We start from the raw sequence: 16,080 nt of genomic DNA, 5'->3' as shown, positions 1-16,080 counted from the left end.
GCGGGAGGCGGTTCCGTTTTTCCCGGAGGGAATTCCTACTCGTGTGCGTGATGCCGATCCTCGCGGGAGGAGCCCGCGTTCCCACGACGGCACCGCGATCTCGTCGTTGCCGGCACCGGCACGAAGTCGTAGGGGACCGAGCGCACCCGGCGAGGGTTCCTCCCGACCGGACGACCCCGGTAAGAAGAATCGGCGATCGTGTCAAGCGTTTTCCGACAATTCTGTGAATCCCGCACGAGCATCCACGCCGATTCCCCGGCGGCGCGTAGCATGGTTCCCGGAAAAGGAACACGTCCTTTCGTGGAACGGGGCGCGACTTGTCGAGCACTTCTCCGTCCCGGCCGCACGCCCCGCTGCCGGGCAGCCTGCAGGCGAGTTTCGTGGTCGAGTCGGACGGTTTCGCCTGGTGGGGGGTCGACGATCCGGCCGGGACCGCCGAGGAGCTCGGCCTGCCGCCGGGGGACGAAACCTCGCTGACCCTGGCGCTGCCGGACAGCACCGGAAGAAGGATCACACCCCGCACGGTGCCGGCGACGCTCGTCGCAGCGGAACCGGCGGTGGCGGCCCTGTCCTGTTGGTCACCGCCGGAGAAAGTCGGATGTTCCCTGCGGGTCTGGGCCCGCATCGCCGCCGCGATCCACCACGGCGAGCCCACCGACGGGCTCATCGGGCTCCTTCCCACCGCCGGTCACGCCGTTCTCGGTCTGGACCGCACCACGATCTGGTCGGCCTCGGCCGCCGTCGACGCCGCGCGCCGCGCCGTCACCAGGGCCCGGAGCCACGACTCCTCCTCGCCGCAGGCGGTGCTGCGCCCCTACCAACGCGCCGGGGTGGCCTGGCTGCGCGCCGCCTCCGAACACGGCGGCGGCGTGCTCGCCGACGACATGGGACTCGGCAAGACCGTGCAGGCGATCGCACTGCTGTGGGAGTGCCGAGAGCATCCCAACCTGGTCGTGTGCCCCACGTCGCTGCTCGGCAACTGGTCCCGCGAGCTGGCCCGGTTCGCCCCGGACGTCGACGTGCTGACCTACACCGGCCCGGACCGGCTGCGGACACTGGAGACGGCACGAGCCGGAACCGTCGTGCTCACCACCTACGGGGTGCTGCGCGGCGACGCGGCCCTGTCCGACAGGTCCTGGCAGGCCGTCGTCCTCGACGAGGCCCAGCAGATCAAGAACCCCGGCTCCCTGGGCTCCCGGGCCGCACGCGAGTTGCGGGCCGAACTGCGCATCGCCATGACCGGCACACCGGTCGAGAACCGGCTCGACGAACTGTGGTCGCTGATGGCGTTCACCAATCCCGGCCTGCTCGGCACCCACGCGCGCTTCAGACGGCGTTTCGTGGGGCCCGTCCAGCGGAACAACTCGCGGGCCGCCGCCCAGCGGCTGCACGAGATCGTCGGTCCCCACGTTCTCCGCCGCCGCAAGGAGGACGTCGCCCCGGAGCTGCCGAGCAAGCTGGAGACCAGCGTCGTGTGCACGATGACCGACGAGCAGGAACGACTCTACCGAGCCAGCCTGAACGAGGCCTTCGAGGAGGGGTTCGGGTCCGGAACGGACCGTCGTGGCCGGATCCTGGCCCTGCTCACCCGTCTCAAGCAGATCTGCAATCATCCCGAGCTCGTGAGCGCGGAGGGCACACCGCTGGCCGGTCGGTCCGGCAAGCTCGACCGGGCTACCGAGATGCTCGCCGAGCTCACGTCGAACGGGGCCCGGGCCCTGGTGTTCACGCAGTACCGCAAGACGGGGGAGCTGCTCGCCGAACACTTCCGCGACGAACTGGCCACGGACGAGGTCCCGTTCCTGCACGGTGGCCTGGGCACCGGGGCGCGGCAGGAGATCGTCACCCGTTTCCAGGAGGATCCCCAGGGACCCGCCGTGCTCATCCTGAGCCTGCGCGCGGCGGGTTTCGGTCTCAACCTGACCCGCGCCACACACGTGCTGCACTACGACCGGTGGTGGAATCCGGCCGTGGAGGACCAGGCCAGCGACCGGGCCCACCGGATCGGCCAGGACCAGACGGTCACCGTCCACACGCTGCTGACCGAACGCACCCTGGAAGAGGCCATCGCCGAGATGCACGAGGGCAAACGGGCCCTGGCGGGAACGGCCACGGGAGAGACCGCCGGCATCGACACCGATCTGACACGACTGTCGGACGAGCAGCTCCACGAACTGCTCCTGCCGAGACACGAGGGCCGACCTTGAACAGCGAATTCGGCACCACGGCCTGGGGGCGGGACTGGCAACGTCTCGCCGAACCCACCTCACTGACCCGACCGGACCCGGCCCTGCCCAAGGCGCGTTCGCTGGCGCGTCGCGACCACGTCACCGACGTGGAACTCCACCCCGGCGAGATCACGGCCGTGGTCCACCACAGCGGTTCGCACCGCGTGCGCGTGGACGTGCCCGTCTGGGACGGGGAACACGTCGAGCGGGCCCGGGAGCTGGTGACCGGCCACGGCGACGACCTCCCCGACACCGTGCACAGCACCCTCGTTCGGGCCGGTCAACCACCCGCCCCCCAACCGGACGTCGTGACCGCGAGCTGTGACTGCACAGGGCGCAAGCGCCCGTGCGTACACATCCTGGCCGCTTTCTTCGAGATCGCGCGCCAGCTCGACCACCGACCGCGTCTGGCTCTGGTGCTGCGCGGTGTGGAGGACTCGCACTCACCACCGAGCACGGCACGCGTTCCGATCGGTCTTCTCGACCCGACGGACTTCTACGGCGAGCCCGGCCGGTGAACGGTTCCGGTCACGGTGCCGCTCTCGGGAGCGGCGCGGACGCCGGACGGGAACCGCCGTCCTCGCCGCGGCCTGGTCCGACCGCCCTCCGGGAGGGAGCACACGGCCTCTCACCTGCACGCCACGCCCCGTAGCTCCCCCACGGAGGCCCGGGGCGTGGTGCGTTCACCCCGAACCGGACCAGGAGGGCGTCTTCAGAACCCGGTGTTGCCGTTGCAGCTGACCAGGGCGTTGGGCCCGTTGCTGGTGTTCTCGGCGAGCACCTCACCGTCGACGGTGATCTTGCAGGTGATCTCTCCGCCTTCCTGGCCGTTCTGCGCGGTCAGCGAGTAGAACTCCACCCCTTCGGAGGCCTCGGCCCGCTGGGACCACGGAAGTTCCGCGTCGGTGTCCTGGCTGGTCTGGCCGCCCTTGCCGTAGGTGACCGAACCGGCGGTGCCCGACCCGGTGACCTCGTAGATCACCTGTCCGGCACCACCGTTCTGTCCGGCGCCGTCGCCCTGCTCGGTTCCCGGACCACCCTGCTCGTCCCGGGGCGGAGCGCTCTGTCCGCCTCCCGGGCCGGTGTTCCTGTTGTCGAACCGCTTGCCCACCTCGTTGGCGAGCGCGCTGAACACCACGATGGACACGACGAGGGCGACCACACCGGCCGCGAGGCCGATGTAGCTCATGACCATGTTGGTCGCCGTGCCCTTGTGGGCGCGCACCACGGCGATGACACCGAAGATGATCGCCAGAATCCCCAGGACGAACCCGAGAAAGCCGATGATCGGGATCCAGGCGAGCAGGATCCCGACGATCCCCAGCACGAGGGCGGTGATCCCCATGCCGTTCTTGGGTGCCGCAGCCGATCCTCCCGGCTGCTGGTGCATGTCCGTCACACTCTCTCCTTGTCCCAACGCCGACGGCGTCCCCACGGGACATCGGCAGGTCCGGCGTCGCCACTTTCGGCACGCACAGTAACGAAACGGACACGATTCGAACAGATCCTTGCGCGGAGGCTTCCCCGGGGGAACCCGGCCCGCCGCCGGACACTCGTGTCCTCCGGAGGGAAACGACGAAAAGTCCCCGGTCGGAGACTCGGCCCTCTCCGACCGGGGACTTCGCACGAACCACCGCGAACACGAGCGCGGCGTCCGAGGCAGCGGGGATCCCGTCACCCCGCTCCGGAACCCGTCAGACCCCCACGGCCCGGCTCTCCGGTTCGGTCATGGGCCCGGACCAGTCCCGCTGGGGACGGTGGCCGATCCCGTTGCACACCACGATGGCCAGCAGGGCGACGATCCAGCCGGGGATCATCTCGTAGACGCCGGTGCCACTGAGCGCCTCCACGTTCTGCCACACCACCACGGTGACGGCCCCACCGACGATGCCGCCGAGAGCGCCGGTCCAGGTCATCCGGGGCCAGAACAGCGACAGCAGAATCACCGGTCCGAAGGCGGAGCCGAAGCCCGCCCACGCGTAGGAGACGATGTCCAGCACCGCTCCCCCGCCGAGCGCGATCACGTAGGCGACGATCGCCACCAGGATCACCGTGGCACGCCCGACCCACACGAGGGCGCGTTCCGAGGCGGCCCTGTGGACGAAGGCTCGGTAGAAGTCCTCGGTCAGCGCCGTGGAGGCGACGAGCAGCTGGCTGTCGGCTGTGGACATGATCGCGGCCAGCACCGCGGCCAGCAGCACACCCGCGACCCAGGGGTTCAGCAGCTCACGGGCCAGCGCGATGAACACCCGCTCCGGGTTGTCCAACGGCTGGTCCAGCAGGCCGATACCGACCAGTCCGACCAGGGAGGCACCGAGGAGGGTCACCAGCACCCAGCTGGTGCTGATGCGGCGGGCCACGGGGATGTGGTGCACGCTGCGGATGCCCATGAACCGCGCCAGGATGTGCGGCTGGCCGAAGTATCCCGGTCCCCAGGCGAGCAGGGACACGATCGAGACGAAGCCCAGTCCGCTGCCCGCCGACCAGGTGCCGTCGGTGAAACTGGCCTCCCGGCCCATGTCCAGCAGCGCCGGGGTGCGTTCGGCGAGCGCACCACCCAGGCCGCCGAAACCGCCCAACAGGGCGATGCCCATCAGCGGGAGCACCAGCAGCGCCAGGAACATCATCGTTCCCTGCACCACGTCGGTGAAGCTCACCGCGAGGAATCCGCCGAGGAAAGCGTACATCACGATCACCGCCACGGACACGGTGATCGCCAGTCTGGAGTCCACGCCGAACACGTCCTCGAACAGCACACCGCCCGCGACGAGGCCGCTGGAGACGTAGACGGTGAAGAACACCACGATCACCAGCGCCGAGACCAGACGGAGCGAACGGGTCCCGTCCTCGAACCGCGACTCCAGATAGGCGGACAGGCTCACCGCGTTGCTCGCCCGTTCGGTGTAGGTACGCAGCCGTGGTGCGACGAGCAGCCAGTTGAGATAGGTGCCCGCGGCCAGCCCTATCGCGATCCAGGTGGCTCCCACTCCCTGGGCGTAGACCGCCCCCGGAAGACCGAGCAACAGCCAGCCGGACATGTCACTGGCCTGTGCCGACAGCGCCGCCGTCGGCGCGTTCAGGCGGCGGCCGCCGAGCGCGAAGTCCGCGAGGGTGTTGGTCCGCCGGTACACCCACACCCCGATCACGATCATGACGACCAGATACGCCGCGAAGGTCGTCAGCACCGATGGGCTGATGTCAAACACTGCTACTCCTTCGGCCGAGGGGACACATGCTTTTCCCGACGAGGCGGACTGCTGGGGCGGTGTTCGCGACTTGAGGCCGGCATGTGTGTTCGCGGTCAAGTGTGCGGTGGATAGTAGGTGACCTCGCCCACGGCGTATTCATGTGGTTCGACATGAGTTCCCGTGTTTTCTTGTCCGGACGAACAACGGGCGGGTCGCCGTCGAGCGTATCCTCGCCGAGATCGCACGTGATTCCCGGGATTTCTCGCTTTGCGTCACCGGTTCCGCACGAAACGTGCCGGACCCGGATCCGTGGGTCCGTTTCCTCGCCCTGGTGACACGGGCCTGGGGCGAATCACCGGAATCCCCTCGCAGTGCTTCCCGATGAGAGGAAGATCCCCGTCGTCCGGAAACGACGAAAAAGAATCTCCGTGCGAATGCTTCCGGCGGGAAATGTTCTCCCCGACCCCCGCCCGGGAAGGGCCGTTCCTCCTCGCGCCGCCCCCGCGTCGTGGAATATTCACCGTCGTCGGCGGGCGCACGCCTTCTCACTCGTTCAGCGGGCGATATCGCTTCCGCGCGCGACATATCATCGCGTGTTCCGATGTTTCCGACGGGCACGGACACGTTTCGGTTCGACACGTCGGAATCCCGAGTCGGAAGGATCCGATCGACATCGTTCCCGACGGGAGTCGTCATGAGCGCATCGTCGCAGGCACCACCCGTTTTCCCGTTCGACAACTCGACCGTGCACCACCCGGACCCGTTGTACGCGCGGCTGCGCGCCGAACAGCCGGTCACACGTATCGACTTCTACGGGCACGACGCGTGGCTGGTCCTCGGCCACGAGCAGGCCCGGAGCGTGCTCGCCGACCAGCGGTTCAGCCTCGCCGAGGCGTCCAAGCCGCACATTCCCCGTCTCGGCACGCTCTCCGTGCCGCCGGGCGCGATTCTGGCGTTGGACCCGCCCGAGCACACCCGGGTCCGGAAACTGGCCACGAAGGTGTTCACTCCCCGGCGCATCGAGGCCCTGCGCCCACGGGTGCGGGAGGTGGTCGACGAGCTGCTCGCCGACCTCGTCACCACGGGCCCGCCGGTGGACCTGATCGAACGGTTCACCGCGCCGCTGCCGATCAGGATGATCTGCGAGATCCTCGGTGTCCCCCTTTCCGACCAGAAGGACTTCGAGCGGTGGACCGAACTGATCGCCAGTGTCGACGGGGTGTCGCCGGAACAGGTGTGGCACGGCTGGGAGAGTCTGCAGAACTACATCGCGGGGCTGGTCGCCGAGAAACGACGTCAACCGGCGGAGGACCTGCTCAGCGCCCTGGTCGAAGCCCGCGACGTCGACGACCGGTTGGACGAGAACGAGCTGGTGCTGTTCGGTCTCATGCTGTTGGTGGCCGGGCACGAAACCACCAAGAACCAGCTCGCCAACTCGGTGCTGGTGCTGCTCGGCAAGCATCCCGAGCAGTGGCGGACGCTCGTCCACGACCCGGAGCGTGTGCCCACGGCCGTGGACGAACTGCTGCGCTACATCTCGCTGTTCAACTTCGACGTCACTCTGCCCCGTGTCGCCGTCGAGCGGGTCGAGGTGGGCGGGGTGACCGTCTCCGAGGGGGAGGTGGTGCTCGTCGCGTTGTCGGCGGCCAATCGTGACGAGCGGGAGTTCGACCGCCCGGACGAGCTCGACGTGGAACGGCGGGACAACCGGCACCTCGCCTTCGGCAGCGGGATTCACCGGTGTCTGGGAGCGCAGCTGGCCAAACTGGAACTCGACGTGGGGCTGCGCGGGCTCGTCGGTGCGCTGCCCGGCCTGGAACTGGCCGTGGCCGAGGACGAGGTGGCCTGGAAGACGGGCAGTTTCGTCCGCGCGCCCCGGCAGCTGCCGGTCACGTGGTGATCGGCTTCCGCGGACCGCGTTCGCCTGGCCCGCACCCGGGGTCATGAAGAGTGAACCCCGGGTGCGGGCCAGGTGTGGCCGCTCGTCGTCTTCGGGCTGACCACCGAGTGTCTGTGGGACCGGAAGGACACGCGGAAAAGGACGACCCACACACCCGAGGGACGACCTCGGTAGTCGGAGCCACCGCCAGAAACTCTCCTCACCGAGGTGAACCTCTCCTCGGGCAGCATGACGTCACGTCGGGACGAGCCGGGAAGGGCACACTGCCGAAGGCCGAGACCCCGGGTCGTCTCGGCCGCGCTCTCCGCGAGATCCGCTCCGCCCGAGTGAGTGCCCCGGGGCTCCACCGGCTCACAACCGTCGGAGGCCGTCGCGGACACGACGCAGCAGAACCAGCGCGGGATCCTCCTCGACCGGCGGGAGGACGGCTCCTCGATCCCGCTCCCCGTCGGGCCGGAAGCATTCGTGCCGATCCGGGTCCACAGTGGGCCAGAGGATCAGCTCCACGGTGGGCGGGCTCTCCGTGGCGAGCTGCCCGAGGCGGACGAGCGCCAACCTGCGCGCCGCGGGACCGACACCGCCCGCCCGTCTCACGTGCTTCGGGGAGCACTCGGCACGTCGGCCGGAGACCGCGAGGGCGATCCCCAGGGCGGCCAGCGCCGATGCCGTGGTCACCACGGCCACGGGGTCAGTCATCGCGATCGTCCTCCCACATGGCGAACGGATCCGTTCCGTGTCCACTGCGCTGCTCGAAGGGCAACGAGGCCGCGTACTCCCGCAACCCGGCGGACAACCGCTCCAGTACCGCCGCCGCCTCGCAGCACTGCCGCGCCGTGCACCGCCGCCTCGCCACGTCGTAGGACAACTGCTCCAGCCGCCACTGCTCGTGTGCCAGCAGCATGGCCAACTCCCCGTGTCGCGTGCTCACGCGTGCTCACCCCGCTCGGAGGAGATCTCCGGGCGCGGAGGCGCTCCCACGATCTCCCGGGCCGCGTCGTCACAGCTCGGACAGGTGGTCCACAACCACGCCAGCTCCCCGGTCGCGGAGGTGACCTCCCGTCCGCACAACGTCGACACCACCACCCCGTCCGGGAACTCCATCCCCGGAGGAGGGACCGGATCCCTGCTCACATGCCGCTGCTCCGCCGCGGGCACCCAGGTAAACGGGTGAGGCATGACGTCCTCCCTGTCTGGTGAAAACTGGTGTTTCTGGTGTGCACCAGAATGATCCATTGCACCAATGCCCGCAATAACACGATCGAAGGAAAGATCCACCCACTGACTCGTCTCTAGGATTGGTGTATGGCTCGCACCAACAAAGGAACTCCTCGCACGCGTGCTCTAGGAGCTGAGCTGCGACAAGCACGTGAAGAACGCGGGGTGGGAGTACGGGAACTGGCGCGCCGCCTCGGAACGGATCACTCGAAGATCTCTCGCTACGAGAGCGGACAGTCGACGGCACCCACCCCGGAATACGTGGCCAGTGTGCTTACTGCACTGGGAGTTCCCGAAAGCGAGCGAGAACGACTCACGGACATGGCTCGCGGAGCGAACGAACCGAATTGGGTGTCTACCGGTGTTCCTGGTGCGCAACACGAGTTGACCACTCTGATCGAGTTCGAGCGGGACGCCTCGCAAGTTCTGGAAGTCTCGACGATGGTCCTGCCGGGTCTCTTCCAGACTTCGGCCTATACCCGAGCAGTGATGACCGGTGCTTCGAACAGCGACGTCGAAGCACGAGTGGCATTGCGCCAAGGACGACGTGAAGTGTTGACCCGCGAGGACGGCCCCCACTTCACCGCCCTGATACTCGAAACCGCGTTACGGAACCCGATCGGTGGTCGTGCCGTACTCGCCGAACAGCTCAGGCAGATCATCGACATGGCCGGATGGCCGAACGTGACAGTCCAGGCTATCCCGATGGACCTCGAAACATGGCATCCCGCCCACGCGGGAGCCTTCATCCTGTTCGAATTCGCGAGATCGAAACCTATCGTCCACATCGAGCAGTACAGCTCGGCCGTGTTCCTGCACGAACCCGAAGATGGTCGTGCCTATCAGGAGGCGGCCGGTAAGCTCCGGCAACTGGCGATGAGTCCTGCGGAAACGACAGATCTCATCGCCCGTGTCGCCAAGGAGATGGAGAACTCGCAATGACAGCACGAAGTCCCGTTGCATGGCGTAAGTCCAGCCGTTCACAACACCAGACCGCCTGTGTCGAGGTGGGGAGGTTAGGTGACGGCGCGGCCGTCCGGGACACCAAGAACCGAACGGCCGGCTACGTCACAGCCAGTCGCGAGCAGTGGCTGGCGTTCGTCGACGCCGTGAAGGCCGACCGTTTCGCCTGAGCGCCCGGAACACCGGGCACCCCGGAGGCCGGGGTGCCCGCCCCGGCGCTCACCGCCCGCCTTCGTACGGGGTCTCGCCGATGACCGGAGGGGCCACCCGCTGCATGTCGTTGGTGAACACGTCCTCGGTCTCCACCAGCCATTCGGGACGCTCGTGCTCCTCGTCCCGCCCTTCGCCCTGTCGACCGGCCCCGGCGGCGGGCATCCCGCGCACACCCCCACGCCCGGAGGGCTGACCGACGGCGGCGCTCCCCGAGTTCACGCCGCCGCCTCCCTGCGGACCGAAACCACCGACTCCGGCACGGCCGCCGGGAGCCAGGTCACCGCGCGCACCCCCACCCGGCACCCGGCTCACACCACCGCCCCGTGGTGTCGCACCACCAGCACCGCGCGCACCGCCGCCCGCTCCGGACGGAGCGTACGGGGCGGGGGCCCAGCGGCCGTTGTACGGGTTCTGCCGCTGCCAGGTTCCGTCCGGGCCCTGCCGGTACAGCGTCCCGTCCGGACCGCGCACCGTCCCCGGAGGGGTCGTCCAGGCCGAACCCGAACCGGCGGACGGACTCGACGCCCCTCCCTCGGACGGCACGGCACCGCCACCACCGGAAGGAACGCCGGGCGCGCCGGAGGCCCCGGCGGCCCCGCTCGCCCACGCCGAGCTGGACCCGGCCGGAGCGGCTCCGCCCGTGCCGGTGGATCCGAAGGAACCACCGGAGACGACACCGTCCGCCCCGGGCCCGTAGCTCGCCCGCCGCCCCGGATCGACCTCTCCGGCCTTCGCGGGGTCGAAGTCCTCCGTCCCGTCGGTGGTCTCGGCGGTCCGGGTGCTGTACTCGGTCATCACCCGGTTGGCCTCGTCGTTGGTGGCCTGGAAACGCGCCTGCTTCTCCTCGTAGTCACTCGTCCAGTCGAAACCCGGAACACTGTCCAGCCTGGTGATCTCGGCGAAGTTCTTCTCCGGGGGCCGCAGCTGCGTCGGACGCCCGTCCGGAAGCCGACCTCCCTCGACGGGAAGGGCACGGAACGTCTCGTGCTGCATCCGCGTCTGCTCCTTCAGTGCCTCCTGCACCTTCCGGGAGTGCTCGGCGGCCTGCTCCACCACCGGACGCACCTCGGCGATCGAGGCCCGGGCGGCCTCGGCCGCCCGGCCGGAATGGCCCCGCTCCAGTGTGCGCAGCCCCGAGTCGATCCTGCCCAGAATCGAGTCGAACTTGTCCGCCGCGTTCCCCAGCGCCTCCGCTCCCTTGGAACTCGGCGCGGGCAGGCTCGTCGCCTCCTCCGATCCCGCCATGGCCTTGCGCAGCTCCCTGGCGGTGCTGGCGTAGCACATCCCCAGTACGGTCATCGCGAACTCCCCCACACAGCACTACGCATCGGGCCACGAGGACACCGACAACTCCAACGCCTTCTCAGCCAAGGAACACGGATCACTCTTCCCGACCTGCTCCGCGGGAACAGCAGCGAAAGACTGCACAAGTTGATTTTCCTGTGCGGCGATGAACATACCGCATGATCCCGATTCCATCGGTTTTACTTTGTTCGCCCGCACAACCGGATATCCGCCGACTTCGAATTCCTCGTAGTCCACGTACTGCGATCTGTTTTTCCGATAAATTCGAACCGACCGATCCGGAGCCGGAGACAAAGCCACGCTGGTGAGTCCGTCTCGGCTCTCCCACGTACACGCGGGAGTTCCGCTTCCACCCAGCTCATTAGTGCTCTTCTCACCTTGCTGTTGCACTCCGAGCTCGGAGGCGGCTTCGGCCGGAAGCAACTCACACACCCCGACAGCGGTCGCGTCCTTCGGGTTCGCGATCCTCTCTCCGGAGCCCGCCGGGGTGGTGGAGTCGCCTGACCCCTCGGTGGCAGGAGGCTGCATGCCGGCTCCTCCCGAACACGCGGCCAGCACCGCCACCAACACCAACCCGCCCACGACACCGGTCACACGGCGCGGTGCACTCTCGACGGCGCGCACTGTACTCAGCTCTCCTTCCCGCGCTGTTCTGCGTTCGCGTTGTCCTCGGCCCTGGCGTACTCCCCGACCGCCTCCTCGTAGGCCCGGATCCGCTCGTCCAACCGCAGACGAATCTCAGCCGCCGCGCTGCGCACAGACCCGTCCCCGGTCATCCGCCGCTGGAACACCTCGCGCGCTCCCCGGGTGTTACGGTCCTCGGCGGTCAGCTCACCCGGTTCAAGATACTGAATCTGACGTTCGAGATCGCGTGCCTCGTCCCGCGCCTGCCTCAGCTCCTCCAGCCCCTGCCGGATCAGGTCCTGGTCGACGGTGAAACCGTCCTGCCCCACTGACATCTCCCCCTGTGAGCGACCGTGTTCCGCGCACCGGTGGCCCGGACCGCCCGAGCGCGCACACCGCGTCAGTACCGCCCAGCCACCGTCACGACAACGGGGGACACCCTATCGCACCCCACGAGCACACAGTGTCCATTCGGACACACAGGGAATCCGAGGTCCGCAACGGACGCCGTCCGTGACACACGATCTCGTAGCCCGGCCACGAGCATCCCGACGAACCCTCGTCGCCACACCGTCGAAGGAACCCTCCGGAAAGAACGGAAGCGATCGCGCCTTTCGAAAAGAAGAAACCAAGAATCTTTCGCATGAAAAAGACCGGAAAACGTTGATCACCGCCGACACCGAACACTAATCTCCGCACGAAATGGGAAAACCCGTCCCAAGCCGGAAGAACACACCGGCATCCCCGCCTCCCGAAGGAGAAACAGTGTTCGGATCCCGCAACGAACCCGGTCTGTTCGCACTCGTCGCCGCGGCCATGCTGGCCTCGGCCACCGCGGCGCAGGCGGCTCCTCCGGACAACGCCGTGGGCACACGCGGGGAAGGCGCCGACGCCTGCCCCTCCGGGGTGTACTGCCTGTACCAGTGGACCGACTTCAACGAGAAGCAGCAGGAGCACCCCAGAAACCTCTGGCACGCGGACGGAAACTGGCAGAACCTGAACGAGGTTCCCGAGAACGCCGTGAGCGCCAACGACAAGATCCGCTCGGTGGTCAACCACACCGACCACGACGTCTTCGTCTGGCAGGACTACCGGGGGCGCGGGAACTGCGTGGTCATCCCACCGGGCTCCCGCCACGCGGACCTGAACGACTACGACATGGCCGCCGTGGCGAGTTCGGTGACCGTCAACCCACCGGACATCCACTCCTGCACCCGCTGAAGCCCTCGAAGAACACCCGGGCGGGGCATCCGCGACGCGGACACCCCGCCTCGCACACTCACTCGCCCCGGTCAGTCGTCCCGGTCGCTCTCGTAGCCGAGGACGTCACCGCTGCGGGCGTCCACCGTGACCTCGTACTCCGTGTCGCCGTCACGCAGCTCCAGCTCCCACTCGAACTCGTAGCAACGGTCCAGCTCCACCTCGGTCACCCGCGCCTTGCCGGGCACCCGCTCCAACGCGGTCTTCCGCGCCTGGTCGGCACCGACCTCCGGGGCATCCTTCGTGCAGTCCCGCGGCCGGGGACCGTGGTAGAACTCCTCCGGGCCGGTGTAGACATCGTCCGGATCCGGACCGGTGTAGACATCGTCCGGATCCGGACCGGTGTAGACATCGTCCGGATTCGGACCGGTGTAGGGCTGCCCCGAAGCCTCGCGCACCACGGGGGAACCGCCCCCAGCCGGAGCCTGCTGCTGTGCGTCCCCGCTGCCGAAGGCCACGGCGGTGCTGCCCACCGCGAGCACCCCGCCCGTGACCGCCAGCGCCGCGACCAACCTCTTCGTAGCCGGCACCTCGATCTCCTTTCCCGGTAGAACCTGTTCTCCGTCACTGCCGACAACCACGGTCACAGCGCGGGCGCTAAACGGTCCCTACCCGAACGCTAAAACGAGGTTAAGGACCCCCTCCGGCTCGAACGACGGGCGCGGACCCGACGAGGGCTATCCCTCGGGCACCCCGAAATCCACGGTCACCCGGGCCCCGCCGCGCTCACCGGTTCCCAGGGTCACCGAACCACCGGACTCGTCAGCGGCACGCCGCACGATGTCCAGCCCGATCCCGGTGGAACCACTACCGCTGGCACCGCGACTCAACGGCTCCCCGGAGGCGACCGACTCCCCGAAACCGGCACCGTCGTCGGAGACCACCAGCCGCACGAACCCCTCGTGGGCGAACAGCCGCACGTCGAAGCCGACCCCGTCCTCGGTGTGCGCGAAGACGTTACCCAGCAGCGCGTCGACACAGTCGGACAGCTCCGAGGCCTCCAGCGCCACCCGCAGCGGGCCGGGCGCGAGGTCCACCCGCATCTCGCGTTCGGTGTCCTCGGCCAGCACCGACCAGAACTCCACCCGCTCGGAGACCACCGCCACCGCGTCGCAGCCGCTCGGGGCCGACCTCGCGGAGCTGCGTCTGCCCGCCTGCTCGATGATGCGGGTGACCTCGCGGTGCAGCGTGTCCACGTGCTCGGTGATGCGTTCGGACTCCTGCCGGTCCCGCAGCGCCTCCGCGTCCAGCCGCAGCGACATCAACGGGGTGCGCAGCCGGTGGGAGAGATCGGCGACGTACTCGCGCTCGGCGGCCAGCAGCTCGCGGATCCGTCCGGCCAGGTGGTTCAGGGCGGTGGCCACGTCCCGCATCTCCCGTGGCGAGTCGACCCGGGCCCTGGCGTCCAACTCCCCGTTGGCCAGCCGGTGGGACACCTCGGAGAGCTCTCTGGTGGGACGGACCAGAGAGCGGGCCAGGCGGTCGGCGACCAGCACGCTGAGCCCCAGCAGCACCACCCCGAGCCCCGCGAGCAGCAGCCAGGCACGGTGCACCCCGCGCATGAGCTCCCGCTCGCCGACCTCGCTGCGGATCACCGCCTGACCACCCGAGGAGTCCCCCACCGACACCAGCACGGCCACCCCGCTGTCGGTGTCCACGGTCAGACTGCGCCCCCGGGCCGCCAACCGCACCGCCGGGGTGCGTTCGGCCTCCGCGCCCAGCACCGTGCCGTCCCGGAGGAAGACGGTCAGGGGGAACCTGCCCTGGGCGTTGGCACGCTGCACGCTCAGTTCCAGCGTCGACCGGTCGACCGTCCCCACCACCGAGGTCAACGCCTGCGCCTCGGTGGTGGCGGTGTTCACCGCGCGGTCGAAGGCCACCGTGCGCACCAGCACGGCCAACGGGATGAGGAAGGCCACCAGCACCAGCGTGGTGGTGGCAGCCACCAGTACCGCGATACGCCGTCGCATCACCGGTCCCCGGAATCGTCCGGGGCGGCCAGGCGGATCCCCACCCCGCGCACCGTGTGCAGATAACGCGCCTGCCGCGCCGTCTCGCCGAGCTTGCGGCGCAGCCAGGAGACGTGCACGTCCACGGTCTTGTCGGCACCGCCGTAGGGCAGCTGCCACACCTCGGTGAGCAGTTCGCGTTTGCTCACCACCTGCCCGGCCCGCGCGGCGAGGTAGTGCAGCATGTCGAACTCCCTCGGGTTGAGCTCCAGCGGCTCGCCGTCCAGGCTCGCCGAGCGCGTCGCCGGGTCCACCCGGAGTCCGCCCACCACGATCGCCTCGGGGGCGGTCTGCTGCTCTCCCCCTCGGCGCAGCACGGCGCGGATCCGGGCGTCCAGGTGCCCCGCGCTGAACGGTTTGACCACGTAGTCGTCGGCCCCCGAGTCCAGCACGGAGACGATCTCGTCCTCGCCGCCGCGCGCGGTGCCCACGATCACCGGGACCCGACTGGCCGCGCGCAGCATCCGCAGCATCTCCCGCCCGTCCAGGTCCGGCAGGCCGATGTCCAGCACCACGATGTCGGGCTTGTGCGCCACGATCCTGTTCAGTCCGTCCATCGCGGTGACGGCCGAGGTGACCGCGTGCCCGCGCTCGCTCAGTCCTCTGCTCAACGACGTGCGAAGAGCCGAGTCGTCCTCGACAAGCAGCACCTGTGCCACTGTTGCACGGTAACCGGAACCGCTCGTCCGTTCCGGCTTGGCATAGTGGGCCCATGAGGGTTCCCACCGGAAAGACGCGCACGGCACTGGCGGTGCTGGGGTGGTGCTGTGCCGCCGCTGTCGCCGTGGCGGTGGGACTGACGGCCGTGTCCGCACTCGGCCGGGGCATCCTCGACGGAGGCCCCCCGATGAGCTCACCCGAGCAGGTGCGTCGCGAACTGGCCCGCGCCGGCCCCACCACACCCGGCGACGGCCCCGAACGGACCGGTCCCGCCGGGGAGGGCTCCAGCGAGGTCGAACGCACCCCCGGTGGCACGGTGACCGCGGGGTGTTCCGCCGAGGAGCGGGCCTCGCTGCGTTCCTGGAGCCCGTCCCAGGGCTTCCGCGCCCAGGACGTGGAGGACGGCCCCGCCGACGAGGCCGAGCTCACCTTCGAGTCCGAGGCCACGGAAGTGGAGATCACCGTGGTGTGTGACGGTGACACCCCGCTGGTCTCCACCGAGATCGACCGGTGAG

The 16,080-nt window shown here is 68.9% G+C and carries 18 protein-coding genes; 7 read left to right on the top strand and 11 right to left on the bottom strand.

All coding sequences use genetic code 11. The features are described from left to right. The first annotated feature begins 317 nt into the window (after nt 1-317). Together CEP50_RS06310 and CEP50_RS06305 are read left to right on the top strand one after the other, a co-directional pair. Nucleotides 318-2,207 carry a DEAD/DEAH box helicase gene (locus CEP50_RS06310; RefSeq protein WP_106112996.1) on the top strand — a complete coding sequence of 630 codons (1,890 nt, stop codon included), beginning with the start codon at nt 318-320 and terminating at the stop codon, nt 2,205-2,207. Beyond that, nucleotides 2,204-2,746: an SWIM zinc finger family protein gene (locus tag CEP50_RS06305; RefSeq protein ID WP_106112995.1), complete on the top strand. Its 543-nt coding sequence runs from the start codon at nt 2,204-2,206 to the stop codon at nt 2,744-2,746. Before CEP50_RS06310 ends, CEP50_RS06305 begins: the two co-directional genes overlap by 4 nt. Nucleotides 2,747-2,940: 194 nt before the next feature. Here CEP50_RS06305 and CEP50_RS06300 read toward each other — a convergent pair whose 3' ends face one another. Together CEP50_RS06300 and putP are read right to left on the bottom strand one after the other, a co-directional pair. Beyond that, nucleotides 2,941-3,618 (bottom strand): MmpS family transport accessory protein, encoded by a 678-nt coding sequence (locus CEP50_RS06300; protein ID WP_258174923.1) that lies wholly within the window; start codon nt 3,616-3,618, stop codon nt 2,941-2,943. A gap of 304 nt (nt 3,619-3,922) precedes the next feature. Next, a complete protein-coding gene (putP, locus tag CEP50_RS06295) occupies nt 3,923-5,434 on the bottom strand; it encodes a sodium/proline symporter PutP (RefSeq protein WP_258174910.1) in 1,512 nt (503 codons plus the stop codon). Between the two features lie 676 nt (nt 5,435-6,110). On the opposite strand from putP, the gene CEP50_RS06290 reads away from it, so the two are divergent. Then, nucleotides 6,111-7,316 (top strand): cytochrome P450, encoded by a 1,206-nt coding sequence (locus CEP50_RS06290; RefSeq protein WP_106112992.1) that lies wholly within the window; start codon nt 6,111-6,113, stop codon nt 7,314-7,316. A gap of 351 nt (nt 7,317-7,667) precedes the next feature. On the opposite strand, the gene CEP50_RS06285 is transcribed toward CEP50_RS06290, so the two are convergent. From CEP50_RS06285 to CEP50_RS06275, 3 genes are read right to left on the bottom strand one after another with little or no spacing between them, the layout of a single operon-like run. Next, nucleotides 7,668-8,012, bottom strand: coding sequence for a hypothetical protein (locus CEP50_RS06285; protein ID WP_106112991.1), 345 nt, complete (start codon nt 8,010-8,012; stop codon nt 7,668-7,670). Further along, on the bottom strand, nt 8,005-8,244 hold the full coding sequence (locus CEP50_RS06280; RefSeq protein WP_258174908.1) for a hypothetical protein: 240 nt from the start codon (nt 8,242-8,244) through the stop codon (nt 8,005-8,007). Before CEP50_RS06280 ends, CEP50_RS06285 begins: the two co-directional genes overlap by 8 nt. Then, entirely contained in the window at nt 8,241-8,492 is a 252-nt protein-coding gene (locus CEP50_RS06275; RefSeq protein ID WP_106112990.1) for a zinc finger protein, read from the bottom strand. The genes CEP50_RS06280 and CEP50_RS06275 overlap by 4 nt, the downstream gene beginning before the upstream one ends. Before the next feature lie 126 nt (nt 8,493-8,618). On the opposite strand from CEP50_RS06275, the gene CEP50_RS06270 reads away from it, so the two are divergent. Both CEP50_RS06270 and CEP50_RS06265 read left to right on the top strand, forming a co-directional pair. Then, nucleotides 8,619-9,473: a helix-turn-helix domain-containing protein gene (locus CEP50_RS06270; protein ID WP_106112989.1), complete on the top strand. Its 855-nt coding sequence runs from the start codon at nt 8,619-8,621 to the stop codon at nt 9,471-9,473. Then, the gene (locus CEP50_RS06265; protein WP_106112988.1) at nt 9,470-9,664 is read left to right on the top strand and encodes a DUF397 domain-containing protein; all 195 of its coding nucleotides are present in this window, start codon (nt 9,470-9,472) and stop codon (nt 9,662-9,664) included. The genes CEP50_RS06270 and CEP50_RS06265 overlap by 4 nt, the downstream gene beginning before the upstream one ends. 49 nt (nt 9,665-9,713) lie before the next feature. Here CEP50_RS06265 and CEP50_RS06260 read toward each other — a convergent pair whose 3' ends face one another. The 3 genes from CEP50_RS06260 to CEP50_RS06250 are packed head-to-tail and all read right to left on the bottom strand — an operon-like array spanning nt 9,714 to nt 11,965. Further along, nucleotides 9,714-11,006: a hypothetical protein gene (locus CEP50_RS06260; protein ID WP_106113041.1), complete on the bottom strand. Its 1,293-nt coding sequence runs from the start codon at nt 11,004-11,006 to the stop codon at nt 9,714-9,716. Nucleotides 11,007-11,027: 21 nt separating this feature from the next. Further along, complete coding sequence (locus CEP50_RS06255) at nt 11,028-11,636, bottom strand: DUF3558 domain-containing protein (protein ID WP_146134749.1); 609 nt, start codon at nt 11,634-11,636, stop codon at nt 11,028-11,030. 5 nt (nt 11,637-11,641) lie between these two features. Continuing rightward, nucleotides 11,642-11,965: a hypothetical protein gene (locus CEP50_RS06250; RefSeq protein ID WP_106112986.1), complete on the bottom strand. Its 324-nt coding sequence runs from the start codon at nt 11,963-11,965 to the stop codon at nt 11,642-11,644. A gap of 436 nt (nt 11,966-12,401) precedes the next feature. Here CEP50_RS06250 and CEP50_RS06245 point away from each other — a divergent pair, with 436 nt between their 5' ends. Then, on the top strand, nt 12,402-12,857 hold the full coding sequence (locus CEP50_RS06245; protein ID WP_181188239.1) for a peptidase inhibitor family I36 protein: 456 nt from the start codon (nt 12,402-12,404) through the stop codon (nt 12,855-12,857). Nucleotides 12,858-12,928: 71 nt separating this feature from the next. Here the strand turns inward: CEP50_RS06245 and CEP50_RS06240 are convergent, their stop codons facing one another. The 3 genes from CEP50_RS06240 to CEP50_RS06230 form a co-directional block, all read right to left on the bottom strand. After that, entirely contained in the window at nt 12,929-13,426 is a 498-nt protein-coding gene (locus CEP50_RS06240; protein ID WP_106113040.1) for a PepSY domain-containing protein, read from the bottom strand. A 147-nt stretch (nt 13,427-13,573) separates the two neighbouring features. Further along, nucleotides 13,574-14,866 carry a sensor histidine kinase gene (locus tag CEP50_RS06235; protein ID WP_106112984.1) on the bottom strand — a complete coding sequence of 431 codons (1,293 nt, stop codon included), beginning with the start codon at nt 14,864-14,866 and terminating at the stop codon, nt 13,574-13,576. Further along, nucleotides 14,866-15,564 carry a response regulator transcription factor gene (locus tag CEP50_RS06230; protein ID WP_106112983.1) on the bottom strand — a complete coding sequence of 233 codons (699 nt, stop codon included), beginning with the start codon at nt 15,562-15,564 and terminating at the stop codon, nt 14,866-14,868. The genes CEP50_RS06235 and CEP50_RS06230 overlap by 1 nt, the downstream gene beginning before the upstream one ends. Nucleotides 15,565-15,617: 53 nt before the next feature. On the opposite strand from CEP50_RS06230, the gene CEP50_RS06225 reads away from it, so the two are divergent. Next, the gene (locus CEP50_RS06225) at nt 15,618-16,079 is read left to right on the top strand and encodes a hypothetical protein (protein ID WP_106112982.1); all 462 of its coding nucleotides are present in this window, start codon (nt 15,618-15,620) and stop codon (nt 16,077-16,079) included. The last annotated feature ends 1 nt before the right edge of the window (nt 16,080 follow it).

This window comes from Actinopolyspora mortivallis (genome assembly GCF_003001495.1).
GTDB classification, from domain to species: Bacteria; Actinomycetota; Actinomycetes; order Mycobacteriales; family Pseudonocardiaceae; genus Actinopolyspora; species Actinopolyspora mortivallis_A.
The sequence above is the reverse complement of the archived record's forward strand: the minus strand, read 5'-3'. Positions and strand labels throughout refer to the sequence as shown.